Genomic DNA, 26,778 nt, shown 5'->3' on the forward strand with positions numbered 1-26,778 from the left:
CACCCGTGGTTAAAGTGTTTCCTCATGACCAGTGTTCAGGATTCGACTGCGCAGGGTACGGACGCCAAGCCCGATATTCATACAACGGCAGGCAAGCTCGCCGACCTCCGTAGCCGCCGTGAGGCAGCGATGGCACCGTCAGGCGCCGCCGCAATCGAGAAGGTGCACGCCAAAGGCAAGCTCACCGCCCGCGAACGCATCACCGCACTGCTCGACGAGGGCTCCTTCGTGGAGATGGACGCCCTCGCGCGCCACCGCTCCCAGAACTTCGGCCTCGCCGACAACCGCCCCTACGGCGACGGCGTCGTCACCGGCTACGGCACCATCGACGGACGCGAAGTCTGCATCTTCTCCCAGGACGCCACCGTCTTCGGCGGCTCCCTCGGTGAAATCTACGGCGAGAAAATCGTCAAAGTCATGGACCTCGCCCTCAAAACCGGACGCCCCCTCATCGGCATCAACGAAGGCGCAGGCGCCCGCATCCAAGAAGGCGTCGTCTCCCTCGGCCTCTACGGCGAAATCTTCCACCGCAACGTCCAAGCCTCCGGCGTCATCCCCCAGATCTCCCTGATCATGGGACCCGCCGCAGGCGGACACGTCTACTCCCCCGCCCTGACCGACTTCGTCGTCATGGTCGACGGCACCTCCCAGATGTTCGTCACCGGACCCGACGTCATCAAAACCGTCACCGGCGAAAACGTCACCATGGAGGAACTCGGCGGCGCCCACACCCACATGGAGAAATCCGGCGTCGCCCACTACGTCGCCTCCGGAGAGCAGGACGCCCTCGACTACGTCCGCGACCTCCTCGGCTACCTGCCGTCCAACAACCGCGCCGAAGCACCACGCGCGATCCCCAGCGATCCGATCGACGGCGCCATCGAGGACAACCTCACCGACGAGGACCTCGAACTCGACACGTTGATCCCGGATTCACCGAACACCCCGTACGACATGCACGAGGTGATCCGCCGCATCCTCGACGACGACGAATTCCTCGAAGTCCAGGAAGGCCGCGCCCGCAACATCATCGTCGGCTATGGACGTGTCGACGGCCGCTCGGTGGGTATCGTCGCCAACCAACCCACCCAATTCGCCGGCACCCTCGACATCGACGCCTCCGAGAAAGCCGCACGATTCGTCCGCACCTGCGATGCGTTCAACGTCCCCATCATCACCCTCGTCGACGTCCCCGGCTTCCTGCCCGGCACCGGCCAGGAGTTCAACGGCATCATCCGCCGCGGCGCGAAACTGCTCTACGCCTACGGGGAAGCGACGGTAGGCAAGATCACCGTCATCACCCGCAAGGCCTACGGCGGCGCGTACGACGTCATGGGCTCCAAGCACATGGGCGCCGACGTCAACCTCGCGTGGCCGACCGCGCAGATCGCCGTCATGGGCGCCTCCGGCGCCGTCGGATTCGTCTACCGTAAACAACTTCTCGAAGCCGCCAAGAACGGTGAAGACGTCGACGCATTGCGCTTGAAGCTGCAGCAAGAATACGAAGACACCCTCGTCAACCCGTACGTCGCCGCCGAGCGTGGTTACCTCGACGCCGTCATCCCCCCGAGCCACACCCGCGGACAGATCGTCTCCGCCCTGCGCCTGCTCGAACGCAAACAAGTCACCCTGCCTCCCAAGAAGCACGGCAACATCCCGCTCTGACACGTCTTACGAAGACCACCGGAAGTGAGCTTGCACAGATGAGTGCACCCGCACGTGAAACAGATCTGACCGTCGCCGACGAGCTGATCGAGTCCGCCGAACTGGGCGCCGACACCGCCGCATCGGCGTCGGCGATCCGTATCGTCAAGGGTGATCCCTCCGACGAGGAGATCGCCGCACTGGTTGCGGTTCTGACAGCCGCGCAGAGCTCGGGGTCGGCACCCGCGGACACGCGTCCTGCAGAGTTGTGGGGATCTCCCGTCACCATGCACCGCACGCACGCGCCGTTCTCGCCGTACTCGTTCGCTGCGTCGCGCCGCTACTGAGTCGCGTACCTCGGGACGTGGGCACACCATGACGACCTTCGTTCTCGCTTCGGCGTCCCCAGCTCGGCTGGGGGTTCTCCGCGCGGCGGGCGTCGACCCCATCGTTCGGGTGTCCGGCGTCGACGAGGATGCGTTGACGGCATCACTCGGTGAATCGGCGTCGCCCGAGGATGTCGTCGTGGCGCTGGCACGAGCCAAGGCCGAGGCAGTCGTGAACAGCCTGAGCGGTGAGGGAACCGATGCCCCCTCGATCGACGCTGTCGTTGTCGGCTGCGATTCGATGCTGTCGATCGGCGGGGAGCTGCAGGGCAAACCCCACACCGTGGACATCGCACGTCGACGGTGGCAGGCCATGGCCGGGACGTCGGGTGAGCTCCTCACCGGCCACTCGGTCGTTCGCGTCCATCACGGTAAGGCGACGGCAGTGGTCGGTGCGTGCCATTCGACGACTGTTCACTTCGCGACGCCCTCGGAGGCCGACCTGGAGGCGTATCTCGCGTCCGGGGAACCGCTGGAGGTCGCGGGATCCTTCACGCTGGACGGTCTCGGTGGGTGGTTCGTCGACCGCATCGAGGGTGACCCGTCCAGCGTCATCGGCATCGGCTTGCCCCTCGTTCGGCGGTTGCTGAACGAGGTCGGCGTGACGATGTCCGATGTGTGGTCAGCCCGGCAGTAGTCCGGTGAGCTCGCGAGCCCACTCCTCGGCCAGAGCTTTCGGCTTGATGTTGGACGAGCTGTCGTGGCGAGCATGCTCGTGGACCTGCACAGCACCGAGTTCGACGAGCTTCTCCGCGATGATCTCGCCGCCACGGTTGAACGTGTCCTCGTAGATGCGGTCGCCGAGGCCGAACAGCGCGAACTTGAGCCCGGACAGATCCGGTGCGTCCTCGACGAGTGCGTCGTAGAAGGGCTCGGCTCCCGTGGGCAGCTCTCCGTCACCGTAGGTGGAGCAGATGATGACGTGGAAGGCATCGGTGTCGATCTCCGAGACCTCGTACTCGAGCATGTCGCGTACCTCGGCGTCGTGGTCCACCAGGATGTCGGCAATCTTGTCTGCCACTTCCTCGGCGGTACCGGTCTCCGAACCGAACAACACGACTACTGCCATGTTCACTTCCCCTTCGTCCGTAGCGCTGCACCGAAAAGGTGCGGAATCGGTGGATAAGCATAGCCTCACCAGAAAGTGGGCGTCAGCTGCCACCTGGTGTACTCGTCGGCGATCAAGTTTTTCAGATGTTCCCGGCTGGGGTAGAGGTCCGGGTCCAGGCCGGTCACACAGAGAGTCGCCGTCTCGCCACACGTGTTCCACCAGACACTCACGCCGCCCTTGGTACGCCGCAGCAACTCCGCCGTGGTGTTCTGCGTGATCGAGCGCATCGCGACCGACTCGGCCACAGATCCACCCACCGAACGCAGAGCGCTTCCGCGTGCACCCAGGTTGGAGCAGAGGCACAGCGGTGCGGTTGCCGACTTGGCGGCGCGCGCGACGACGGCGTCGGGCAACATCTGCATCAGCGGTTTCGTCAGCTCGAACGTGGTGGACCGGGTGGTGTCGGCGAGCGCTCGGAACGCCGCCTTGCTGTCCTGACGAATGGGCCGGAGATCGTCGAGGTAGCCCCTGCCTCCGTCCACGACGATCGATACACCCGACGTCGCGTTGGCACGGGTGTCGCCCGGAATGCGCGTGCTCACCGGAAGGGACACCTTGACTGCATCCGACTCGTCCACGCGGCCACCGGCCGTCAGAATGCCCAGCGCGACGGCCACCAAGAGGCTGTTGGCACTACCTCCGGCCCTCGACGCTGCGGCCACCCATTCGTCCGTCGGGCAATCCACGACGACAGTGCTGGGCGAGAACTCCCCCGCTGTCTGTGCCGCCACGGGTGACTTGTGCGCCGCAGCGTGCGTGACCGCCTTAGAAGCGGACGGGGTGCCTGCACCCGGAAGCACGCCGCGCACCGTTCGGCCGAGCGCTCTGGCGGTACCGGACGCCGCGGCGCGGAGTTGCCCGGCAGCATCGCGAAGGTCGGAGGTGGGTGCGGTGTCGAATGCCGAGGCGAAGTCGTCGGGATCCGAGGGTCCTCGCAGCGCTGCTATGGCTGCAGACGTCAGCGCTCCACCGTCACCGACTACATGGGAGGCGACGAGAGACAGCGCGGACCCTCCGGTCTCGAGGTCCGTGTACGCGAGTTGCCACACCGGTCCGTTCGTGGGGTCGAGAGGGACCGCCGCGCGCTCTTCCATCCACTCGGCCAGCGCGTGCACGGCAATGGCTCGCGCACCACGGAGTAGGGGCAGGGTCGACGCGGCTCGCACCCATCGGTCCCGTGCACCCGGAACCGACACTCGGTGCACGGCTCGATCGATCGGCCCGCCTGCGAGGTTCCGCCACGTCGAGTCCAGCACCTCGGAGTCGATCGGACCCGTGAAGCGCCAGACGATCTGATTGACGACAGGAACGTCGAGGACGCACTCCATCCGGAGGAACAGGTCGTCGTCGTACGTCAATCTGGTCACCGGGAAAGGGTATCGGAGAACGCGTGGTTCGAAACACCCGCGTGGTTCGAAACACCATTGCGCCCGTGCGTGTTACGCGACGTTCCCCACCCGTGCGGTAGGTTTCAGTTCTGCGTGCGACGACGCGGCCGAGGAGGGCGGAAATGAAGTTCGTGATGCCGTTCACAGGCAGCCGTGGGGATGTCCAACCGGGCCTGGTCCTGGCGTCCGAGTTGTCCGCTCGTGGGCACGAAGTCACGTTCGGCGCACCTCCCAACCTCGTCGCGTTCGCCGAGGCAGCAACGGCAGGCCGTACGTCCGTGTCCGTGGTGCCGTTCGGTCCGGATACCCGAGCGCTTCTGGAATCGGATCTGGTGCGTACCCGAATCAAGTCGAAGAATCTTCGAACGCGGTGGGCCGCGTTGGCGGAACTGGCCAACTTCGGCTGGGACGACATGGCCGAGAGCGTGCTGTCGATGGGTGCGCACGCGGACATGGCGATCGCCGGCACCCTCGGCCAGGAGCTGGTCTTCAATTACGCTGAATCACAATCGATTCCGTTCGCAGCCTTGCATTACTGCCCCATCCGCTCGAATCGGTCGATGTCGGTCGTGCCGTCGCGTACGATGCCGGGTGTCGTCAACCGGGCGACGTGGCGGATCCTCGAGTCCATGCGGTGGAGCTCGATGAAGAAGCGGGAGAATGCTCAGCGCCGCGCCCTCGGACTGGAGAACGCGTCGCGCCCCCTCCCTGAACGTATCGCGTCGTACGGCGGGATCGAGATCCAGGCCTACGACTCCGCGTTCTTCCCCGGTCTTCGGCAGGAATGGGCGGACAGGAGACCGTTCGTCGGGTTCCTCGAGCCGGACGGAGGCGAATCCTCGGGCAGCACCGGAGTTCTCGGTTCCGGTTCGATCCTGGGGTCACCGCTCCGATCCTGGATCGAATCCGGGACTGCGCCGGTGTACTTCGGATTCGGCAGCATGCCGGTCAAGGATCCGACGGGGTTGGTGAGCATGATCGAGGACGTCTGCGCGCGCGGCGGATATCGCGCGGTCGTGAGCTCGGGTTGGAGCACACTCGACGAACGTATCGATGCCGACAGCAGCGTTGCCGTCGTCGGCTCCGTCGACCACGGCGCCTTGTTCCCGTTGTGTCGCGCGGCAGTTCACCACGGCGGCGCGGGCACGACTGCGGCAAGCGTCCGGGCGGGATTACCCACCATGGTGTGCTGGTTCAGCGCGGATCAACCGTTCTGGGGTGCCGCTCTCGAGAGAACCGGCGCTGGATGCTCGGCGAAGTTCGTCGAACTCGACCGGGGCATTCTCGCCGCAGGCGTCGAGACGTTGATGCGCCCCGACACCGCGTCACGTGCACGACAGTTGGCTGCTGCCATGACATCTCCGGCCGACACCCGTCGCGCCGCCGTGCGCTTGATCGAAGGCGCGGTTCACCAGAATTCGTGACCGATCCCCCACCGGTCGAGAACCTCCGACACCACTGCCCGAACGTCCTCGTCGCTTGCCATCCGGTCCGGATCCATCCCGTGCATACTGATCGTGACCGCAGCGTCGGTCTCGGTCGCCCATGCCGTGGAGCCACCGCCGAGCTGTCGCGCGAAATCCGCGTCCGCTCCCGAGAACGTGGCTCTGGCAGCCACTCTCGTGGCGCGAACTCCGCCGATGGAGACGAAGTCCTCGGATAGCCGACCGAGGTTGGAACACAGCCCCTCGGCGCCGTCCGCGGGGACGGGCAGCCGTCTCGCCACCGCATCGGGCAACATCTGGACGAGGTTCAACGGGACCGCCTGGGTGGACGCGCCCGAAGCCTGTCGCGCCGAGAATTCCTGGAATGCGGTTTTGCTCGCTTTTCGTATACGAGTGAGATCACGGTCGGCAGGATCCGGTACGGGCACTCGCACAGCGATGATCTTCGTGGAGTTCGACTCGATGTCCGTCGAGCCCCGATCGTTGTAGGGAAGCGACCACCGCAGTTCTTCTCCCGGGCGTGCGCGGCCCAGCGCAGCGGACACCGACGTCATGACGGCGATGAACAGAGTGTTGGACGTACCACCCCACTCTGCGGCCGCCGACGCCCACTCGGATGCCGAGCAGCTGACCACGACATAGGGCGGACTCCACGGCTCCGACGTCTCGGGAACGTCGGTTCGACTCGGTCCGTCGGGCGCGATCGAGGCTTCCGACGATGACGGTGCCACGTCTGCCGCCGGTCGGACGACGGAGGTGACAGCCTGCGCGGATTTCCCCGCGAGCCACGTCGCGATCGGCCGGAGCTGGCCCACGGTGTCCGCGATGTCGGACGCGACCGAATCGACCAGCGACGGCTTCTCGCCCAGACGAGCGGAGTCTCCCACCGACACACCGGTGGATGCGCGCTCGACGGCGGCGACCATCGCCGCGCCGTCGGCAACCATGTGCGAGCAGACCAGTGACACGACCGTGCCGCCGTCTGCGACCGGAGCTGCGGACAGCAGCCATCCGGTTCCCGCTTCCGGGTCGATGTCGGCGGAGATTCGCTGTTCAGCCCAGCAGCGAACCGCATCCGTCGGGACCGAGTTGGTGGAGTAGTCCAGCGGTAGCGACGCGTTCGAGGTGACCCATCGGTGCCTGGCCGTCGGAACGATCGGCGGTAGTACCCTCCGTGAGAGCAGCCCCGCGGACAGGTTCGCGTGCAGTTTTGCGAGCTCGGCGACTGCTACGGGGCCGTCGAACCGCCACACGAACTGATTGAACACAGGATTACCGATTCCATGGTGCATTCGGAGGAATAGGTGATCCGCAAATCCAATTCGGGTCATCTGCGAAAATCTACTACAAAGCCATTGGCCGAGCAGGTTCGACGACGATCGAATAGCACCGAAAACAGCGTCGAGAATTGGAATTCACGAATTCGAAACAGAACTTCGTACGGATTGGTTCGTTTCGAATATGTGGTGCAGGCCATAACAATACCGACCAGAAAGTCTTGAAATCGCGAGGCCGACGTCTCCGCATCACGCGACGGCAGTCGACGCCCACGCCGACGCGGTCGGTCGAACTGCATTGCCGAACAACGGGTTACGAACGACCATCAGAATGCACCCGGGCGAGACGCTCTCGGACCACAGAAACCGACACCGTCGTCAACTCGAGACCAGGTGATGAACAACACTTTTTTGCGTAGCGAATTACCGGACGATTCGCCTTAGTGTCGTCAGCGAAACCAATACCGAATGCACAATCCGCGAGAACCACGGAATGCGCGTTACAAACGGCAAGCACGGTGTCACGTCATGCGCGTGCGCTGTGACTGTCGAGTCCGGCTTCACGAATCGTCACCCATGTTGCCAGTAGCTGCTGGCCGAGCTCGGAATTGGATGCTTTCGATGGAATACACCGAATTGGCGGACTACCCGCTGCCCGCAGGCAAGCTGACCGAGTGGGTCCCCGCCGTCGCCTCCGAGGCGTGGCGCGAGGATCCGCGGGGGATCTCCTTCACTCACGAGGACCACTGCAGCCGAGGCAACGACGGTTCGTGGATCGGTACCGTCTTCGAGATCCATCGTCGTTACGACGTCGAGGTCATGCGCCGGACCATCGGTGCCTACATCGCACGGCACGAGGCGTTCCGCACACGCGTCGAGCGCGACGACCGAACCGGTGCCTGGAGGCGCTACACGGTCGACGCCGACGCCGTCACGGTCGACGACCGGGCCGAGTCGTCGTCGTGGAGCGAGTCGCAGGTCTTCGAACATCTCGAATCCTGGTTCGCCGACGTCGTCTCACCGACGACGTGGCCGCACTTCGTTCTGGCGACCGTCGTCCCCGAGCCGCACGTGGCCGCATCCGTCCCGCAGCAGGACAAGTTCCTCGTCGCGTTCGCTGCCGACCACTCGGTGATGGACGCGTACAGCCAGATCTACGCGATCAACGAGTTCGACCGCCTGTACGCACATGTTCTGGACGGTGCCGAGCACGGACTCCCCGAGGTGGGCAGTTACGTGGACTTCTCCGCAGCCGAACGTGCGTTGGGTGAATCGCTGACCGCCGACCACGACGCGGTACTGGCCTGGGACCGCTTCCTGGCTGCCGAGGACGGCCGGTTCCCGGCGTTTCCGCTCCCGTTGCGCGCGGAGAACTCGTCGGCGCCGACCGATCTCGCCACTCGTCAGAGCAGCGTGTCCTCCTGGTTGTTGACCACCGAGCAGGTCGAGGCGTTCAACGCCAAGTGCCGAGCCGCCGGCCAGAACATGCAGGCGGGAATCCTGGCGGCACTCGCTCTCGTCAACTCGCGATTGACGGGCAACGGCACGTTTCGGACGATCATGCCCATGCACACTCGCTACGCGGAGAAGTGGGCTGCGAGCGTCGGCTGGTACGTCGGGATTCTGCCGATGGAAATCCGGCTGGACGATGCAACGACCTTCGCCGAGGCAATCGATCGGGCCAACATCGGGGCAACCGAGTACAAGGGGCTCGCCGCAATGCCGTACTCGAAGATCGCATCCCTGATGTCCTCCACCGAGATTCCTCGCTTCGTCGTCTCGTACATCGACCTGAGGTTCCTTCCGGACGGCGAGGAATGGCAGGAACGGAAGGGCCGCGCACTGCGCAGCGAGTGCCACGCGGAGGACGAGGTCTACTTCTGGATCAACCGCACCCTGCAAGGCCTGAACATCTCCGCTCGATTCCCCAGCTCGGACGTGTCGACGACCAACGTGCACAGGTTCATCACCGAGTTCGTCTCCGTGGTGACCGCTGTGATCGAGGAACCGACGGAAACCCTCGATTCTGCAGTCGCCGCCGTCGGAGCAGGGCGAGAATAGATCCGGGAGGAGCATCGATGATCATCACCGCGCTGAGCAACTGGACACCTCGACCGGGCACGCTCGTGGAGTGGCACCCCAGTCGGGCGGCGTCGGACGCTGCGCTGGCAGCCCCGGTGCACTCGGCCCCGCCGTCTTTTCTGCAGGAAGACCATCTGGTCGCGGCTGCAGCAGCGTCCGCTCGCGGTGACGTTCACCACGCCTACACCGGTGTCGCGACCGAGATCGACGGGGCACTCGATCGGGATGCCCTCTCCCGGGCGATCGCTGCGTACGTGCTCCGGCACGAGGGATTGCGGTGCTGGTTCGAGGTGAACGGTACGCACGTCGTGCGACACCTCGCCTCGAACGGGGTCGCCGAGTTCGAACCGAGCGATGCAGGCAGCTTCGACACCGACGAGCAGTTCCAGAGTTACGTCCGTGCCCGTTTCTCCGCCGAAGCCACGGCGTTCGACTGGCCGGGATTCGTCGTCGGTGCCGTCGATCGCTCCGACGGTTTCACGCTCTACTACGGTGCGGATCACGCGTTCACCGACGGTGGTTCACAGGCGCTCGTCATCAGCGAACTCGCCGACCTGTACGCCCTGGAGATCGGCGAGGACGCTCCCGTACCTGCGGCAGCGGGCAGCCACCTCGAGTACGCGACTGCAGAGCGTGCGCTCGCGGCGACGTACGGCCCCGACGCCCCCGAGATCGCGGCGTGGAGAAGCATCTTTCGAAACAACGACGGGAAGATGCCGCGGTTCCCTCTTACCCTCGGCCTCGAGGAAGGCGAACGCGGACCGGTGCGGATCGTCGAACGCCATCTGCTCGACGCCGACGCCACCGCTGCGCTCGACCGGGCGTGCAAGGCTGCGGGTGCCCGCATCAGCAGCGGCGTGTTCGCAGCCGTCGGCATTGCCGATTTCGAACTGGCCGGCCGCACCGACTACTTCGGTATCACGGTGCTCAGCACCCGACACGTCGGTGACTACGCGCAATCACAGGGCTGGTTCGTGAACTTCGCGCCGGTCGCGTTCGCCGTCGGGGACGCCGACGCCTTCTCCGAGGTCGCCGTCAGGGCTCACGCCGGATTCGAGGCTTCGAAGAAGATCGCAGCGGTACCCGTTCATGCCGTCCTCGGCGCGCTTGCTGCCGACGGAACATTGGGCAGCGAATTGGCCGTGAGTCCGAACATGCTGTCCTACATCGATTTTCGATGGTTCCCCGGTGTCGGCCGTCCTGCCGATACTCGGGGTGAGCATTTCACCGGCGAAGGCAGGACGTCCAACGCGTCGATGTGGATCAACCGCGACGCAGACCACCTCTACTTGTGCGCGCAGGTACCCGACAATCCGGTTGCCGCCGAGTCGGTCGAGCGCTATCACTCGCACCTGCAGAGCATCCTGGAATCGGTTGCCCGTGACGGCGACTACGCGATACGGGTGGCCGAAGTCGTCGGTGGTTGACCGGTGCGAGTGACCTCGATAGCCGACTTCCACACCGCACCGGGGCAGTACCTGGAGTGGCCGGTCGTGATGCGCGCAGGTACTGCGTCGTCCGTTCCGCCGTCGTTCAATCAGAGCTTCCATCTGTCGTCCGCACTCGAGCCTGCGGTCGGCAGTGGCACTGACACGGCATCGGTATGGATCGCGGTCGCCTTCGACGTCGACGGACCGATCGACATCGATGCTCTCACTTCTGCTTTCGGTACGTTCGTGCGCCGCCACCCGGCTCTGCGGACCTCGTTCGCCGCGCGAGACGGCGTCGTCGCTCGGCGCGTGTACGAGCCGGACGAGGTCGACGTCATGACACCGACGTCGGTGATCGTCGACGGATCCGCAGCGCTCACCGCGCACATTCGCGCGCGGTTCGACGTCCTCTGCCACCCCGCCCGCATTCCGTCGTATTCGCTCGCGGCGGTGAGCCGTACGAGCCGTTCGACTGTGGTGTGCGGTTTCGATCATGCTCACGTCGATGCGGTCTCGATGACGGTCGCGGCCGAGGAGATCTCGCATCTCTACGCGGCACACCGCGTGCAGGACGCGGCGGCCCTTCCCGAGGTCGGGAGTTTCGTCGACTTCTGCGCTACCGAGATCGCCGCTCCCGTGGTCGATCTCACGGACCCTCGCCTGCAGGCGTGGGCGAATTTCTTCGCGAGCTGCGGGAACCGGACACCCGAATTTCCTTTCGACCTCGGCGTGCCGTCCGGTACTCGCGCACCTCAGGCCACGACCGTGCACCGCCTTGCCGACGCCGCCGAGGCCGCCGCGTTCGAACAGGCCTGTCGAGATCTGGGCGGCGGTAGTTTCGCCGCAGTCGCCGCAGCGATGGCGCAGGCGTCGGCGGACATCGGTGGCCCGAGCACTCTCCCGCTGCTCTTTCCACTGCACACCCGTCGCGAAGCCCGGTACGAGCAGGCGATCGGATGGTTCACCACCAACGCTCCGATGAACGTCGAGGTGTTCGAGACGTTCGCGGGCACACTCGCCTCGGCACAGTCGTCCTTTCGGGATGCACTCGCGCTCGGGACCGTGCCGATACCCCGCGTCCTCGAAGCCGTGGGCGACACCCTCACGCGCGGGCGCGGCGACGTCTTCATGATCTCCTACGTCGACTACCGGCGCCTGCCCGGAGCCGACGCCACCGGCCGCAACGCGCACCACATCAGCAACGTCACCACTGCCGACGACGCTCAGTTCTGGGTGTCGCGGACCCAGGACGGGCTTGCGCTGCGTTCACGTTTTCCGGACACGACGCAGGCGCACATCGTGATCGAGCGTTTCGTCCGAGCACTGCAGTCGGTCGTCCGTGCCGCGGCATCGGACCCGGTGGACACCAGTGACCTCTTGCTTCTCGGCCCGAGCGCATAGGATCGATGCAGTCAGCTCGTCACCCGGCGAACTGCTCATCTCCCTCTCGAATTCTCAGTAGGAGCGAAGAAGAAGTGCCCATAGCAGCAGATCCCACCCCCGCCTTCGCCGACTATGCGCACCCGGATCGCCTGGTGTCCACGCAATGGCTGTCCGCACATCTCGGAACTCCCGGCCTCAAGGTCGTCGAGTCCGACGAGGATGTGTTGCTGTACGACGTGGGGCACATTCCCGGCGCCGTCAAGATCGACTGGCACCTGGACCTGAACGATCCCGTGACGCGCGACTACATCGACGGCGAGCAGTTCGCGGCGTTGATGCGCCGGAAGGGCATCTCCCGCGACGACACCATCGTGATCTACGGAGACAAGAGCAACTGGTGGGCTGCGTACGCGCTCTGGGTGTTCACGCTCTTCGGACACGAAGATGTGCGTCTGCTCGACGGTGGACGCGACGCGTGGCTGGCGGAGATCCGTGAGACGACGCTCGACGTTCCCGAGTACCCGGCCACGGATTACCCGGTCGTCGAACGCAACGACGCCCCCATCCGGGCGTATGCGTCGGATGTTCTGTCGGCCCTCGGTTCCGTTCCGCTGGTGGACGTTCGTTCACCTGCCGAGTACACCGGCGAACGCACTCACATGCCGGACTACCCGGAGGAGGGCGCATTGCGCGGCGGGCACATCCCGACCGCCACGAGCATTCCGTGGGCCAAGGCGGCGGCAGCGGACGGCCGTTTCCGCTCACGCGCGGAACTGGACGAGATCTACGGAGATGTCGTCGCGAACGACGAGGTCATCGCGTACTGCCGTATCGGTGAGCGGTCGAGCCACACCTGGTTCGTTCTGACGCATCTGCTCGGGCACGAATCGGTCCGCAACTACGACGGCTCGTGGACCGAGTGGGGCAACGCGGTTCGTGTTCCGATCGCCCGTGGCGAGGAGCCCGGCGACGCACCGACGAAGAAGTAGCGCCGTGGCCGATTCTCAGGGCATGCCTGACACCCTGGCCGAGATCGTCGAGGATTTCGCGGCGGTCGGGGGCCAGGACAAGCTTCAGTTGCTGCTCGAGTTCAGCCGTGAGCTTCCCGAGCTGCCTGCTCACCTCGAGCAGGCAGCGATGGAGCCCGTTCCGGAGTGCCAGTCCCCACTGTTTCTCTCCGTGGACGCCGACGACCGAGACCATGTGCAGCTGCACTTCAGCGCGCCGCCGGAGGCACCGACGACGCGCGGCTTCGCGTCGATCCTTCATCAGGGCCTCGACGGTCACAGTGCGCAGGACATTCTGGACGTGCCGGACGACTTCTATCTGGCGCTCGGGTTGGGTGACGCGGTGAGCCCGCTCCGGCTGCGCGGGATGTCCGCGATGTTGGCTCGCATCAAACGACATCTGAGGTGACCGGCCGTCTTGATCGATACACTTCGGGCTCGGTACACTCGGCCAGAGTAGTTGTCTGTTCAAGTCACCGGGAAAGATGGTCAGTGCCGCATGGAATTCACCGAGCTGGCTGACTACGCCATTCCCGCTGGAACCATCACCGAGTGGATTCCCAGCGTCGGGCCGCACGCCACCACTCCGGTTCTGGCCGGGTGGCAGCCCGACAGCCGACCCACGTCGTACGTCCACGAGGCGCATCTACGCTCCAGCCTCGCCAGCCCCAGGCGGGGGCGGGAGAGCTGGCTGGGCGCAGCATTCGAGATCGACGGCCCGCTGGACAAGCCCGCGTTCCGGCGCGCCGTCCTCGCGTGGATCGACCGTCACGAATCGATGCGCTCGCACGCGTCGATCGACGAGGATTCCGGTGCACTGTCTCGTGTGACCGCAGCCGAGGGCGCCATCGACGTCTGGCAGGTGGAGCAGGAACGCTGCGTTCAGTCCAGTGAGGTCTACGAGCACCTTCAGTACCTGTTCGACGAATTCACGTCACCGCTGGCGTGGCCCGCCTACGCTTTCGTGACGCTCGAGCCGCTGGCCGAGGAAGCCTCGAATCGCGTCACTGTCTTCTTCGCCGCGGACCACTCGATCATCGACGGACTGTCCACCGTTCTCGTCGCGCACGAGATCTCCGCCCTGTATGCGGAGGCCAAGGATCAGGTGCCCGCGGGGTTGTTCGAGGCAGGTTCCTACCTCGACTTCGGCGTGTCCGAGCGGCGGGTGCACGAGGAACTGGAGAACACGCACGACGCCGTCCTGGCGTGGAAGCATTTCTTGGACGAGGGCAACGGTGAGTTGCCGGCATTCCCGCTGGACATCGGTCGTCCGGGCGGCGTGCACGCACCGCAGAGCGGCCTGTCGGCGTGGATTCTCGATGCGGAGCGAGCCGACGCTTTCTCGGTGGCGTGCCGGAAGACAGGCAACAGGCTGTTCTCCGGCCTGCTCGCGGCGTTGGCTGTCGCGGGCGCGGAACTTTCCGGCGACACTCGGTTTCGCACCATCACACCGGTCCACACCCGAGACCAGCCACACTGGGTGTCCTCGCTCGGCTGGTTCGTCGGGCTGTGCCCGCTGTCGTTCGACATCGCCGACGCGGAATCGTTCGGCTCCATCGTGGCTCAGGCGACCGAGCAGGTCACGGCGACGAAGCCTGTAGCCCGGGTACCTCTGGATCGCGTCTTCCGGGCGCTCGACGCGTCGGCGAAACCGCGTTTCGTCGTCTCCTTCATGGACGTGCGCTTCGCCCCCATGGCCGAGAACTGGCACGACTGGAATGCTCGCGCGTTGCGCAGCAGGCAGTACGACCACGACGTCTACATCTGGATCAACCGGACGCCTCGCGGGATCAACATCTCCGCGCGCTACCCCAACACCGAGGAAGCGACGTCGAACGTGCACCAGTACGTCGGCGCACTTCGCCGGATCGTCGACGAGGTGGTCGATACCGGCAGTTACGCCCTCTCCGGTCGAGCAGGGCGTGAGCGCAACCTCGACGCGTCCAGTACCGGCCCGATTGCTACCAATCAGTAGGTAGTGACTCGATTTTTGGGGAGGTTCCCCATAATCACCATCCAGTTTCGGTTGTCTTCGGGGCTGTGCTTAAACTCCGAAGAGACGCTCGTACCAGTGCGGCACGAAACGGCCAGCACGGAACACTCGACACCACAGGAGGCTCAGTGCCCAGCCATGCCAGTGCGCATATCACCAAGGTCCTCGTCGCTAATCGCGGCGAGATTGCAGTTCGGGTGATCAGAGCAGCAGCAGATGCAGGCCTGAGAAGTGTCGCGGTCTACGCAGAACCCGACGCCGACGCCCCCCACGTCCGCCTCGCCGACGAAGCCTTCGCCCTCGGCGGCCAGACCTCGGCGGAATCGTATTTGGTCATCGACAAACTCTTGGGCGCCGCAGCCAAGTCCGGTGCCGACGCCATCCACCCCGGCTATGGCTTCCTCTCCGAAAACGCCGACTTCGCCCAGGCCGTCATCGACGCAGGCCTGATCTGGATCGGACCCTCCCCCCAATCCATCCGCGACCTCGGCGACAAAGTCACCGCCCGCCACATCGCCGCCCGCGCCAAAGCACCCTCCGTTCCCGGCACCGCAGAACCGGTGAAGGACGCCGAGGAAATCCTTGCCTTCGCCGACGAACACGGCCTCCCCATCGCCATCAAAGCCGCCTTCGGCGGCGGCGGCCGCGGTATGAAGGTCGCCCGCACCCGCGAAGAGATCCCCGAGCTGTTCGACTCCGCCACCCGCGAAGCCGTCGCAGCGTTCGGTCGCGGTGAATGCTTCGTCGAGCGCTACCTCGACAAGCCCCGCCACGTCGAAGCACAGGTCATCGCCGACCAGCACGGCAACGTCGTCGTCGCAGGCACCCGCGACTGCTCCCTGCAGCGCCGCTTCCAGAAGCTCGTCGAGGAAGCACCGGCACCGTTCCTCACCGACGCCCAGCGCGCCGAGATCCATTCCTCCGCCAAGGCCATCTGCAAAGAGGCCGGTTACTACGGCGCCGGGACCGTGGAATACCTCGTCGGCCAGGACGGCCTGGTCTCCTTCCTCGAGGTCAACACCCGACTTCAGGTCGAGCACCCCGTCACCGAAGAGACCTCCGGCATCGACCTGGTGCTGCAGCAGTTCCGCATCGCCAACGGCGAAGAGCTCTCCATTACCGAAGATCCCGCCCCGCGTGGACACTCGTTCGAGTTCCGCATCAACGGTGAGGACGCAGGCCGCGGCTTCCTGCCCGCTCCCGGCCCGGTCACCACGTTCGTCGCGCCGTCCGGTCCCGGTGTGCGCGTGGACTCCGGTGTCGAATCCGGCTCGGTCATCGGTGGCCAGTTCGACTCCATGCTCGCCAAGCTGATCGTCACCGGCGCCACCCGCGAGGAAGCCCTCGCGCGTTCGCGTCGCGCGTTGGCCGAATTCAAGGTCGAAGGCCTCGCCACGGTCATCCCGTTCCACGCGGCCGTCGTCTCCGATCCCGCATTCATCGGTGACGGAGAATCCTTCGACGTCCACACCCGCTGGATCGAAACCGAATGGGACAACCAGGTACCCCCGTTCACCGCAGGCGAAGCGTTGGACGAGGACGAGGCGCTGCCGCGCCAGGCCGTCGTCGTCGAGGTCGGAGGCCGACGCGTCGAGGTGTCCCTGCCCGGCCAGTTCTCCCTCGGCGGCGGCGCAGGTGCGACCGACGGTGCAATTCGCCGCAAGCCCAAGCCCCGCACACGCGGCGGCGCAGGCGCCGGAGCTGCCTCCGGTGACGCTGTCACCGCACCCATGCAAGGCACCGTCGTCAAGGTCGCCGTCGAAGAAGGACAAGAAGTCGCCGAAGGCGACCTCATCGCCGTGCTCGAAGCCATGAAAATGGAAAACCCCGTCAACGCCCACAAAGCAGGCACAGTGACCGGCCTCGCCGTCCAACCAGGATCCGCCATCACCCAGGGCACCGTCCTCGCAGAACTGAAGTAGTACGAAAGAAAGCGACGTCCGGGTTAGTCTGTCTGTCATGGCCGACAACCCGGACGTTCGCATTGGTACCGCCGAACGCGAGCAGGCGCTCTCCAACCTGAGTCAGCACCTGAGCGACGGACGCCTGACGCTTCCGGAATTCGACGAGCGCAGCGCGGTGGTGACTGCAGCGACAACCCGCGGCGAGCTGGATTCGGTCTTCACCGACCTTCCCACGCCCTCGTTGGCTCCTACGGCGTCCCGGCCGCTCGACATCTCCAAGTCCGCAGAGCCTGCGATCGAGCCGGCAGCCCCGGCCGTGGTGGACGGCTGGGATTGGCGAAAAGCCACCATGGCGGCGGCACCGATCGTTGCGCTGATCCTGTTCTTCGTCGTACCGGTGTCCAACAGCTGGTTGTTCTTCCTTCTCATTCCTCTGACCGGTGCCCTGCTGTTCGGTGGCGATCGCTCCAGGCGGCGCGATCGGTGACGGCGAAGATACTTCTCTTCGACGTCTTCGGCACGGTCGTCGATTGGAGAACCAGCGTTGCCGCGCACTGCGCCGACGCACTGCCTGGCGACGTCGATTCGTACGCGTTCGCCGACCGTTGGCGCAGTCTCTATCAACCATCGATGGAGGACGTCCGATCCGGCGCGCGGGAGTTCGTCCGTCTCGACGTGCTTCACCTCGAAAGCCTGCGGACCGTACTCGACGAGTTCGGTGTGCACTTGCCCGCCGAGGCCGTCGCTAGGTTGAACACTGTCTGGCATCGACTGACGCCGTGGCCGGACTCGGTCTCCGGGCTCTCGCGGTTGAAATCGCAGTTCGTGATCGCTCCCCTGTCCAACGGCAACATCTCGCTGCTGTTGGACATGGCGAAGAACGCAGGATTGCCGTGGGACGCGATACTCGGCGCCGAGCCGGTGCGCGCCTACAAGCCGAGCCCCGAGGCATACCTACGCACCGCCGACATCCTCGGTGTCCCACCGGAGCACTGCATGATGGTTGCCGCGCACAACAGTGACCTCGACGCGGCGCGTGCATGCGGATTCCAGACCGCCTTCATCGCCCGCCCCACCGAGCATGGTCCGTCCCAGACCACCGACCTCATCGCCGAGTCGGACTGGACCTACAGCCTCGACTCGATCACCGAACTCGCCGACGTGCTCGGACGCCGAGATTCCTGACATGATCGACGCGCACACACACCTCGGCACCAACGGGTACATCTCCACGTGGGGGCAGTTGCTCGCCGGCTGCCCTCCCCCGCAGTCACCGATGTCCGACGCCTCGTTCTCTTCACTCACGGATTTCGGTGACTCATGCACATTCTTCGCCGCGACACCACCGGTGGCGCGCTCCTTCTACTCGCGACGGTCGCCGCGCTGACCTGGGCGAACAGCGCCTGGTCCGAAAGCTACTCCATTCTGGGCGATTTCAGTATCGGCCCGTCGACACTGCACCTCCATCTGTCGATCACTCAGTGGGCGGCCGATGGGGTACTTGCCCTGTTCTTCTTCGTCGTCGGGTTGGAACTCGCCCGTGAATTCGTCGCCGGCGACCTCCGCAATCCGCGAACCGCGGCCGTCCCGATCGCGGCGGCGGTGGGCGGCGTTCTCGTTCCCGCCTGTCTTTACCTTGCCATCAACATCCCTGCTGCCGAGGGCGTCTCGACAGGGTGGGCGGTGCCCGCAGCCACGGACATCGCGTTCGCGGTCGCCGTCCTCGCTCTTGTCGGATCCAAACTCCCGCCGCCGGTCCGACTGTTTCTGCTGACGCTGGCTGTCGTCGACGATCTGATCGCCGTCGCCATCATCGCGCTGGGATACACCCAGTCCATTTCGGTACTCACTCTCGTGGGTGCACTGATCGCGGCAGCGCTGTTCGCGTTCGCGTACCGACGCGGCTTCGCTACAGGGTGGATCCTGGTCCCCCTGGCCCTGGCGACGTGGGGTCTGATGCACGCGTCGGGAGTGCACGCGACCATCGCCGGTGTGCTGCTCGGATTCTGCGTTCCTGTGCGCGGTGGCACCAGCGAACGACTCGCACACACCCTGACACCGTGGTCGTCCTGCTTCGCAGTTCCGCTGTTCGCGTTCTTCGCAGCCGGTGTCCACGTCGGCGGTGCGAGCGGCCTCGCCTCTGCGTACGGTGACCCGGTCGCCCTGGGCATCATCGTGGCGTTGGTTATCGGCAAGCCCGTCGGGATCCTGGCCACCACCTGGCTGATGTCCCGCCTTCCGGGTTTCAGGCTCGACGACGACCTCCGCTGGCCCGATCTCGTGGGTGTCGCACTGCTCGCGGGCATCGGTTTCACGGTTTCACTGCTGATCGCCGATCTCGGTTTCGGAACAGGCACTCTGGAAGGCGAACACGCAAAGGTCGGTGTGCTCACCGGATCCCTCGTCGCAGCCGTCCTCGGCTCGGTGTGGTTGCTCGTCCGAAGTCGAAACTATCGGAGCCGAGGTTGAGCTCCGAGGTTTCTGCAATCCAGGAACGCGAAGCATCCGACACCCGAACCGCAGCATCGGGCTAGCGGCGCGACGTGCCCGCACAGGCCCCCGCGACCCAGGTGTCGACGTCGGCACGGCTTCGCAGACGCACCACAGGCATGTCGGGGCGACGAACAGCCATCGACCGAACCTTCGAACGATTGCGGTGGTAAGTGGTCCATGCCCAGCGAACTATGTGGTCGCGTTCGACGAAGATCCGGTGCAGCGGCGGCTCGATGTTGCCGTTCCACAGGATCTCTCGCCGCAACCGCCGCCGAACGGTCCTGACGACGACCTGCTTCATGACAACGCGCCGCGGCAGGTCGAGCCAGACGACGAGATCCGCACGGTCGGCAAGACGGTCGCGGACAAGGGAGTACTGCCATTCGGTGACCCATCTCGGGCGAGCGGAGAACGCGTCGACGTCGGCTTCGAACGACTCACGCGGGATCCAACCGGGTCCGTGATACAACGCGTCGATCTCGATGTGTTCGATGCCGAGGCACTCTCCGATGAGCCCGGCGAGCGTGGTCTTACCCGCACCGGCCGTCCCGGCGACCAGAATTCGTTCAGGCTGGTATGGAATCGGGTCGTCGGGGCCGAGAATCACGGCAATCACGGTACCAACCCGGGTACGGCTTCATCGATGATCGTGATCCACACCGGTTGCCCAGCGCGAACATTCGACGGCGATGACGTCGTCGCGGTTGCGGAGAAATTCTCGGGCGCCCTTGTCTCCCGTTGCGCCGGCGGCGACTGCGGCCCAGTGCTCGCGTCCGAACACCACCGGGTGACCGGGGGAACCGTCGAACACTGCTCGTGCGAGCCCGGTGGCGTCTGCCGCTGCCAGGACTGCGCGCACCACCTCCTCGCCGACGTCGGGAGTGTCCACCACGTGGACGACGGCGAAGGCTGCGTCACCTGCCGCGGCGAGCCCGGCCTTCAGCGATGCGCTCATCCCTTCCTGCCAGTCGGCTGCATACACGGCGCGAGCGGGGGCGGGAACGTCGGTGTCGGCGGCACCGAGGACGACCACGACCTCGGCGCAGCCTCCGTCCACCAATGCCTGGACGGCCGCTGCCAGCCAGTCACCGTCGTGGGCGAGGACCTTGGGTGAGCCGTATCGGCGTCCGGCACCTGCGGCCAGCAGCACTCCCACTGCATCTGGAACCACTGCATCTGGAACCACTGCGCACCCTCCGTTTGGACATTCGCACAACGACTACGGCCGGACAGCCGATCATTATTGTGCCCGCTCGACTCGCGACATCTCCCGCGATGGCGGATTCTGTTACCACTTCTCCTGCAGCGTGGCAGGACTTCGATTCCTGTTCGCTACCGCGAGGTGTCCACATGTCCGTTCTCCCGATCAAGCGTCGCCGTGTTCATCCTGTCGACGAAGTGTTGCCCGTCCCCAAACTCGCTGCGTACGGCTTTCAACATGTCGTCGCGTTCTACGCGGGCGCCGTACTGGTGCCGATCATCATCGGCAGCGCGATCGGACTGACCAACGAACAGTTGATCCACCTGATCAATGCCGACCTGTTCACGTGCGGGATCGCGTCGATCATTCAGTCCGTGGGGTTCTGGAAGATCGGCGTTCGCCTCCCGCTTCTGCAGGGCGTGACGTTTGCCGGAGTGTCACCGGTGATCGCGATCGCGATGGCGAACGGCGGCGGCACCGAGGGGTTGCTGTACGTCTACGGAGCCGTCATCGTCGCGGGCCTCGTCACGTTCTTCATGGCACCGTATTTCAGCAAGCTTCTGAGGTTCTTTCCGCCCGTCGTGACCGGGACGGTGATCACGATCATCGGCGTCGCACTGCTCCCCGTCGCCGTCAACGATGCGGTGACCAATCCCGCTACGCACGAGCAGGATCCGACGAACGGACGGTGGATGGCGTACGCCATCGGCACCCTGCTGATCATCGTGCTGATTCAGCGCTTCTTCAAAGGATTCATGGCGACCATCGCGGTGTTGCTCGGTTTGGTGATCGGGAGCGCCGTCGCATTCGTTCTGGGAGACATGAGCTTCGACGGCACCGGTGAAGCATCGTGGGTGGGCTTCACGCAGCCGTTCCTGTTCGGCGCGCCGAAGTTCAGCTTCATCGCGATCATCTCGATGATCGTCGTCATGCTGATCATTGCCGTCGAAACCACCGGAAGTGTCTATGCCACCGGCGAAATAGTCGGGAAGCGGATCAAGAAGGACGACATAGCGGCAACCCTGCGCGCGGACGGCGTGGCGACGGTGATCGGCGGGACGTTCAACTCGTTCCCCTACACCGCATTCTCGGAGAACGTCGGGCTGGTGCGTCTCACCGGAGTTCGGAGCCGGTGGGTCGTGGCAGCGGCGGGCGCAATCATGATCCTGCTGGGGCTACTGCCGAAAACCGCCGCGGTCGTTGCGTCGATTCCGCCGCCCGTGCTCGGCGGTGCGGCGCTGGCTCTGTTCGCGACGGTTGCCGTGGTGGGAATCCAGACGCTGTCCAAGGTCGATTTCACCGACCACCGCAATTTGATCATCGTGGCAACCAGCCTGGGCCTCGCGATGCTGGTGACGATCCAACCGACGGTGTCCCAGGGCGTGCCTGCATGGCTCGAGATGCTCTTCGGCAGCGGTATCGTCCTCGGAGCCGTCACGGCGATCGTGTTGAACGTGTTGTTCTTCCATCTCGGTGGTCGCGGCCAGGCCGTGGCAGGTGGACCGGGTAAGGGAATCACCCTGGACAAGGTCAACGCAATGATTCCCGACGAATTCGCCTCGACGTTCGGCGGTCTGGTTCAGGGCACACCATGGGTGGTCGAGCGTGCGTACCAGCAGGCACCGTTCGCCGACGCGCACAGCCTGCGGGAGGCGTTCCAGGAATCTCTGCTGGCCGGGACGACGGAGGAGCAGGTGGAGCTGATCAACAGTTACCCCGACCTCGGCAGTGAGGATGCGACGGGAACACTGCACGCTGCAGATCACGTCGGCCTGTCCAATCTGGAGGAAGACGAGCACGACAGCATCGTCCAACTCGCGGCGGAGTACCGGCAGCACTTCGGATTTCCGCTCGTGATCTGTGCCAGGGAGACCGAACGCTACGACAGAGTTCTCGCCAATGGGTGGTCGCGCATGGAGAATGCAGCCGCGGCCGAGCGATCGTTTGCGATGATCGAGATCGCCAAGATCGCGAACTATCGCTTCGACGACCTCGTCGCCGACGCCAACCCCATCGCCGCCGCCCGCTTCGGTCGGCTGACCGAGCACAGATAGCGAGATGCGTTGTTACACGAATGGATAGGCCTGGACGGGTTCAACGAACTGTCGGACCGGCAGGCGATGCATGCTCTGTTCGAGTGTTGCTCGTCGTCGATCTGGGCTCGACGGGTCGCCGGGTCTCGGCCGTTCTCGTCCCGAGATCAACTGCTGGACCGGGCAGATCGAGTGCTCGCCGAACTCCCGGAAGCGGAGATCGACCAGGCGCTCGACGGCCACCCCCGGATCGGCGGGCGGGCGGACAACAGCTCCTCCCAGCGCGAGCAGGCGGCTGTCCAGAGTGCAGGATCGGATGTGCTGGCCGAGCTCGCCGAGGCCAATCGCAAGTACGAAGCACAGTTCGGGCACGTATACCTGGTGTGCGCCACCGGACGGTCGGCGACGGAGTTGCTCGCTATCCTCGAAGAGAGATTGGGGAACGACCCCGAGACCGAGCGACGGGTGCTGCGCGTGGAACTGGCCAAGATCAACAGAATTCGACTGAACCGGGTGTTGGGGCCGCAGCAGTGAGCGGGATCAGCACGCACGTTCTCGACGCGGTCGCCGGGGCTCCCGCGGTGGGGATACGGGTCGCGCTGTTCCATCCGGTGGACGGACAGATCGCGACGGCGGCCACCGACGCCGACGGACGGGTGCCGGAACTGGTACCCGGTCCGGTCGCTACCGGTACGTACCGCCTGTCCTTCGACACCGGCAGCTACTTCGACGTCCACGGCACGGCGACGTTCTATCCGGAAGTGTCCATCTCGTTCGCTGTGACCGACCCGGATGCGCACTACCACGTTCCATTGTTGTTGTCCCCGTTCGCCTATTCCACCTATCGCGGGAGCTGAGATGACCGACCTGAACGGCAAGATCGTCCTCGGGGCAAACCAGTACGGCAAAGCCGAGAACCGAGTCGTACGGATCTACCGTGATTCTCCGCGACACGAGATCCACGACATCAACGTCTCGAGCGCGCTGCGCGGCGACTTCTCACCCGCCCACCTCGTCGGCGATCAATCGAATGTTCTACCGACGGATACGCAGAAGCAGACGGCATACACGTACGCCAAGTCCAAGGGCCTGTTGCACATCGAGAGCTACGGGCTAGACCTTGCCCGGCATTACGTCGACGATGTCGAGCCCGTCGAGGGCGCCCGCATCGAGCTCGAGGAGTACGCCTGGCAGCGTGTTGTCGTCGACGGAGCCGAGCACGACCACACGTGGACGCGCAAGGGCGAGGAGATCCGCACGTCCGCGGTGACCGTCGAAGGCAAGGGCGAGTACCAGAAGACGTGGGTCGTCAGCGGTTTCAAGGAACTGATCATCCTCAAGTCCACCGGGTCGGAGTTCGCGGGCTTCCTCGAGGACGAGCTGACCGTGCTCGAACCGACCCATGACCGGGTGATGGCGACGTCTCTCACTGCGCAGTGGCGCTACACTCGCACCGACGTGGACTGGGACGGAGTCCACGCAGGCGTGAAGGCCGCGATGATCGAGCGGTTCGCCAATCTGCAGTCACTTGCACTGCAGCAGACGTTGTACGCGATGGGTGAGGCGGTACTGCAGAAGTATCCGTTCATCGCAGAGATTCGGATGTCGGCACCCAACAAGCATCATTTCCTCTACGACACAGCACGTTTCGGTGTCCCCAACGACAACGAGGTATTCAACGCCGACGATCGACCCTATGGTTTGATCCAGGCGACGGTCGAGCGCGAGGATGCCCCGGACGCCGGCAGTGCATGGCGCACCTACTCGGTGGTCGGCTGAGCACCGGTACCTACTGCAGAACCTGCTCGGCCCACTCGACGAGAGGGGCCATCTTCCGCCACGATTCACGGACCCGTGCAGCGGCTTTCGGTGTTTCGAGCCAGGCAGGCGAACCGAAATGCCTGCTGACGGTCAGGGTCTTGTGGCGGAGCAGTTCGATCCGCGGGTGGTCGGCGTCGTAACCTCGCGGTTTGGTCTTGAGCTGGTCGCCGCCGATCTCGAAGCCTGCTTTCTGCATCGCCGCAACGATGTTCTCGAGCTCGGTCCCGCGCACCTCGGTGTCGACGGCGTCCCGGAACCGGGCGATTCCGTCGGCGTCCGCGTGATAAAAGCCGCCCGCGACGAAAAGTCCGGCCGGGTCGATCTGAACGTAGTACCCCAGGGCCGAGCCCCGCGCGACGAACGCACCCTGGTGCGCTTTGTAGGGGGTCTTGTCCTTCGAGAATCGGACGTCGCGGTACGGCCGGAACATCTTCGCGGGACCGAACTCGGACTCGAGTTCGGCGAGAAGCGCCGTCATCGGTTCCTTCACCGAGTGTTGGTAGACGTCCTTGTGGGCGTTCCACCACACTTTGCTGTTGTCCGCTTCCAGGTCCTCGTAGAAGTCGAGAGCGGCGAAAGGGATCCCCGTGAAAGCCATGAGCCCGATTCTAGGTGTGCGGTTGCGCCACCGATTGCAGAGCCAGGTAGACGTCGACGCGGTCCGCAGTGGACGCCATATCGCGGCCGAGCAGTTCTTCGACGCGTTTGATCCGGTAGCGGACCGTGTTGAGATGGACGTGAAGCACGTCGGCTGTCCTGTTCCACGAACCGCCCTGGGCCAGGAACTCACGCAGGGTGTCGAGTAGTCCGGAGTCGCCGTCGTACCGAAGCACCGGACCGAGGACACGCTCGGCATAGTCGCGTCGGACACGGTCGGGAAGAATCGACACCAGCGAGACCGCCGAGTCCAGATCGCCCGCGGCGACGACAGCGACCTGTTTCTCGCTCGCCCTCGCCACGTCGGACGCGTGACGAGCGGATTGAACCGCACCTTCCAGTGCCGAGCCCGTCACCTCGGAGCTGACGCCGACGACGAGCCTGCTCCTCCCGATCCCGGCGGCCAGCCTGCGCAATCTCGTCCGGAGAACGGGCACGATGTCGACGGCTTTGGTTGTCACGATCCCCACTATGTCGCCGCGGCTTCCGCCACCGACGCATCCACCGCCGAAGGACGTCAGAGTGTCCGACAGAACGGTCCTGAGCAGTTCGTGCATGTCACCTCGACCGACGAAGACCGCACTGATCACGACGAGTGGTTGTTCGGGATCGACGCCGGCTTGGCGAAGCCGTACGAGCGTCTCCGATGTCGACCAGTCCTCTTCCAGCAATCGCACGGCCTGGTCGGCGATTTCGCGTCGCACGAGGCGGCCTTCCTCCCTGCGAGCGCGGTCGAGAGCAGCGATCGACGCGAGCTGACCGAGGGCGTCGGAGATCGCCGGACCGAAGGTCCGGTAGTCACCGGAGACGGCAAGGAACCAGCGCATCGCTCTGGTGGACAGCGCCGCACCGACACCGAAGATGCTGTGGACGCGGCCTCCTGCGAGGGTGACCGTCGCGGGCAGGCTGTCGGCGGACAGGGCGCAGCGGGTCAGCGCATCGACGTCCTCGTCGGAGAAGGGGGTCGCTTCGACGACGAGTCGACGCCCGGTCGCGGTGAAGATCGAGCACTGCATCCCGGTCTCGCGTGTGGTGTGGACGGCCAGCTCGTCGAGGGCACGGCCGTCGGCGACAGCCGTCAGGAGCTGTCGTTGTCGCATGAGCGAGGTGTTCAACGCGGCGATCCTGTCGCCCGACACCCGGTCGACGAGAAACTCCGTCAGATCGCCGAACGACACCGACGCCGGTACGGCGAGCAGGGGCAGTCCGTGCCGCTCGCACGCGTCGACGAGATCGACCGGAACGTGACCGAGCAACCCCTCACCGGCTGCCAATGCCACAGCGCCCGAGCCGAACACTGCCCGAACGAACGCGTCCGAATCCTCGGGCGCTCGGCGCCACACGAGTCCGGTGATGACCAACTCGCCGCCCGCGATGTAGCGAGACGGATCCGGTAGATCGGTCGTGAACGTCCACTTGACGGTTCGCTCGTACGCCTCCGTGTCCGTGGTCAGCATGCGGATGCCAAATTCCGGAACCGCGAGCAGGTCTTTGACCTGCATGTTCACCTCCGATGTTCCCCG

Annotated in this window: 25 protein-coding genes; 18 read left to right on the plus strand and 7 right to left on the minus strand. The window is 65.0% G+C overall.

Annotated features, from left to right (window positions below; all coding sequences use genetic code 11):
- Positions 1-24 precede the first annotated feature (24 nt).
- Genes BH95_RS08195 through BH95_RS08205 form a run of 3 tightly spaced genes read left to right on the plus strand, consistent with a single transcriptional unit; the run spans position 25 to position 2,667 of the window.
- On the plus strand, positions 25-1,665 hold the full coding sequence (locus BH95_RS08195; RefSeq protein ID WP_037181541.1) for an acyl-CoA carboxylase subunit beta: 1,641 nt from the start codon (positions 25-27) through the stop codon (positions 1,663-1,665).
- A 38-nt stretch (positions 1,666-1,703) separates the two neighbouring features.
- Positions 1,704-1,991 carry an acyl-CoA carboxylase subunit epsilon gene (locus BH95_RS08200; RefSeq protein WP_019666146.1) on the plus strand — a complete coding sequence of 96 codons (288 nt, stop codon included), beginning with the start codon at positions 1,704-1,706 and terminating at the stop codon, positions 1,989-1,991.
- A gap of 28 nt (positions 1,992-2,019) precedes the next feature.
- Complete coding sequence (locus tag BH95_RS08205) at positions 2,020-2,667, plus strand: Maf family protein (RefSeq protein ID WP_037181543.1); 648 nt, start codon at positions 2,020-2,022, stop codon at positions 2,665-2,667.
- Here the strand turns inward: BH95_RS08205 and BH95_RS08210 are convergent.
- A complete protein-coding gene (locus tag BH95_RS08210) occupies positions 2,653-3,099 on the minus strand; it encodes a flavodoxin domain-containing protein (protein ID WP_020112133.1) in 447 nt (148 codons plus the stop codon). The two genes, BH95_RS08205 and BH95_RS08210, sit on opposite strands and share 15 nt — an antisense overlap.
- A 65-nt stretch (positions 3,100-3,164) precedes the next feature.
- The gene (locus tag BH95_RS08215; protein WP_033190523.1) at positions 3,165-4,508 is read right to left on the minus strand and encodes a hypothetical protein; all 1,344 of its coding nucleotides are present in this window, start codon (positions 4,506-4,508) and stop codon (positions 3,165-3,167) included.
- 143 nt (positions 4,509-4,651) lie between these two features.
- Here BH95_RS08215 and BH95_RS08220 point away from each other — a divergent pair, with 143 nt between their 5' ends.
- Positions 4,652-5,953, plus strand: a complete 1,302-nt coding sequence (locus tag BH95_RS08220; RefSeq protein WP_037181544.1) for a glycosyltransferase — start codon at positions 4,652-4,654, stop codon at positions 5,951-5,953.
- Here BH95_RS08220 and BH95_RS08225 read toward each other — a convergent pair.
- The gene (locus BH95_RS08225; protein ID WP_244164852.1) at positions 5,938-7,227 is read right to left on the minus strand and encodes a hypothetical protein; all 1,290 of its coding nucleotides are present in this window, start codon (positions 7,225-7,227) and stop codon (positions 5,938-5,940) included. The genes BH95_RS08220 and BH95_RS08225 overlap by 16 nt on opposite strands.
- Positions 7,228-7,872: 645 nt before the next feature.
- On the opposite strand from BH95_RS08225, the gene BH95_RS08230 reads away from it, so the two are divergent.
- The 10 genes from BH95_RS08230 (at position 7,873) to nhaA (ending at position 19,519) form a co-directional block, all read left to right on the plus strand.
- Positions 7,873-9,312 carry a condensation domain-containing protein gene (locus tag BH95_RS08230; protein ID WP_020665459.1) on the plus strand — a complete coding sequence of 480 codons (1,440 nt, stop codon included), beginning with the start codon at positions 7,873-7,875 and terminating at the stop codon, positions 9,310-9,312.
- A gap of 17 nt (positions 9,313-9,329) precedes the next feature.
- The gene (locus BH95_RS08235) at positions 9,330-10,760 is read left to right on the plus strand and encodes a condensation domain-containing protein (protein ID WP_037181545.1); all 1,431 of its coding nucleotides are present in this window, start codon (positions 9,330-9,332) and stop codon (positions 10,758-10,760) included.
- A 9-nt stretch (positions 10,761-10,769) separates the two neighbouring features.
- Positions 10,770-12,164: a condensation domain-containing protein gene (locus BH95_RS08240; RefSeq protein ID WP_052059977.1), complete on the plus strand. Its 1,395-nt coding sequence runs from the start codon at positions 10,770-10,772 to the stop codon at positions 12,162-12,164.
- Positions 12,165-12,238: 74 nt separating this feature from the next.
- Positions 12,239-13,135, plus strand: a complete 897-nt coding sequence (locus BH95_RS08245) for a sulfurtransferase (protein WP_037160850.1) — start codon at positions 12,239-12,241, stop codon at positions 13,133-13,135.
- 22 nt (positions 13,136-13,157) lie between these two features.
- Positions 13,158-13,562 (plus strand): SufE family protein, encoded by a 405-nt coding sequence (locus BH95_RS08250; protein ID WP_020112141.1) that lies wholly within the window; start codon positions 13,158-13,160, stop codon positions 13,560-13,562.
- Positions 13,563-13,652: 90 nt separating this feature from the next.
- Positions 13,653-15,128, plus strand: coding sequence for a condensation domain-containing protein (locus BH95_RS08255; protein WP_037142752.1), 1,476 nt, complete (start codon positions 13,653-13,655; stop codon positions 15,126-15,128).
- 146 nt (positions 15,129-15,274) lie between these two features.
- On the plus strand, positions 15,275-17,068 hold the full coding sequence (locus tag BH95_RS08260; RefSeq protein WP_019666159.1) for an acetyl/propionyl/methylcrotonyl-CoA carboxylase subunit alpha: 1,794 nt from the start codon (positions 15,275-15,277) through the stop codon (positions 17,066-17,068).
- 37 nt (positions 17,069-17,105) lie between these two features.
- Positions 17,106-17,537: a DUF1707 SHOCT-like domain-containing protein gene (locus BH95_RS08265; protein WP_020112144.1), complete on the plus strand. Its 432-nt coding sequence runs from the start codon at positions 17,106-17,108 to the stop codon at positions 17,535-17,537.
- Entirely contained in the window at positions 17,534-18,235 is a 702-nt protein-coding gene (locus tag BH95_RS08270) for a haloacid dehalogenase type II (protein ID WP_020112145.1), read from the plus strand. The genes BH95_RS08265 and BH95_RS08270 overlap by 4 nt, the downstream gene beginning before the upstream one ends.
- A 135-nt stretch (positions 18,236-18,370) precedes the next feature.
- Positions 18,371-19,519 (plus strand): Na+/H+ antiporter NhaA, encoded by a 1,149-nt coding sequence (nhaA, locus tag BH95_RS08275; RefSeq protein ID WP_020112146.1) that lies wholly within the window; start codon positions 18,371-18,373, stop codon positions 19,517-19,519.
- Between the two features lie 61 nt (positions 19,520-19,580).
- Here the strand turns inward: nhaA and BH95_RS08280 are convergent, their stop codons facing one another.
- Together BH95_RS08280 and BH95_RS08285 are read right to left on the minus strand one after the other, a co-directional pair.
- Positions 19,581-20,150 (minus strand): ATPase AAA, encoded by a 570-nt coding sequence (locus tag BH95_RS08280; protein ID WP_037181927.1) that lies wholly within the window; start codon positions 20,148-20,150, stop codon positions 19,581-19,583.
- Positions 20,151-20,180: 30 nt separating this feature from the next.
- Positions 20,181-20,714, minus strand: coding sequence for a nucleotidyltransferase family protein (locus BH95_RS08285; protein WP_020112148.1), 534 nt, complete (start codon positions 20,712-20,714; stop codon positions 20,181-20,183).
- Positions 20,715-20,893: 179 nt separating this feature from the next.
- Between BH95_RS08285 and BH95_RS08290 the strand changes: the two genes are divergently transcribed.
- Genes BH95_RS08290 through pucL form a run of 4 tightly spaced genes read left to right on the plus strand, consistent with a single transcriptional unit; the run spans position 20,894 to position 24,556 of the window.
- Positions 20,894-22,798: a solute carrier family 23 protein gene (locus tag BH95_RS08290; RefSeq protein WP_020112149.1), complete on the plus strand. Its 1,905-nt coding sequence runs from the start codon at positions 20,894-20,896 to the stop codon at positions 22,796-22,798.
- A gap of 9 nt (positions 22,799-22,807) precedes the next feature.
- Positions 22,808-23,311 carry a 2-oxo-4-hydroxy-4-carboxy-5-ureidoimidazoline decarboxylase gene (gene uraD, locus BH95_RS08295; protein WP_019666165.1) on the plus strand — a complete coding sequence of 168 codons (504 nt, stop codon included), beginning with the start codon at positions 22,808-22,810 and terminating at the stop codon, positions 23,309-23,311.
- A complete protein-coding gene (gene uraH, locus BH95_RS08300; protein WP_019666166.1) occupies positions 23,308-23,634 on the plus strand; it encodes a hydroxyisourate hydrolase in 327 nt (108 codons plus the stop codon). Before uraD ends, uraH begins: the two co-directional genes overlap by 4 nt.
- Position 23,635: 1 nt before the next feature.
- Positions 23,636-24,556 (plus strand): factor-independent urate hydroxylase, encoded by a 921-nt coding sequence (pucL, locus tag BH95_RS08305; RefSeq protein WP_020112150.1) that lies wholly within the window; start codon positions 23,636-23,638, stop codon positions 24,554-24,556.
- A 10-nt stretch (positions 24,557-24,566) separates the two neighbouring features.
- Here the strand turns inward: pucL and BH95_RS08310 are convergent, their stop codons facing one another.
- Positions 24,567-25,196 (minus strand): DUF2461 domain-containing protein, encoded by a 630-nt coding sequence (locus tag BH95_RS08310; RefSeq protein WP_019666168.1) that lies wholly within the window; start codon positions 25,194-25,196, stop codon positions 24,567-24,569.
- 10 nt (positions 25,197-25,206) lie between these two features.
- Complete coding sequence (locus BH95_RS08315) at positions 25,207-26,757, minus strand: PucR family transcriptional regulator (RefSeq protein WP_231383864.1); 1,551 nt, start codon at positions 26,755-26,757, stop codon at positions 25,207-25,209.
- Positions 26,758-26,778: the final 21 nt, after the last annotated feature.

Origin of the sequence: Rhodococcoides fascians A44A, assembly GCF_000760735.1 — a bacterium.
Lineage (GTDB): Bacteria > Actinomycetota > Actinomycetes > Mycobacteriales > Mycobacteriaceae > Rhodococcoides > Rhodococcoides fascians_E.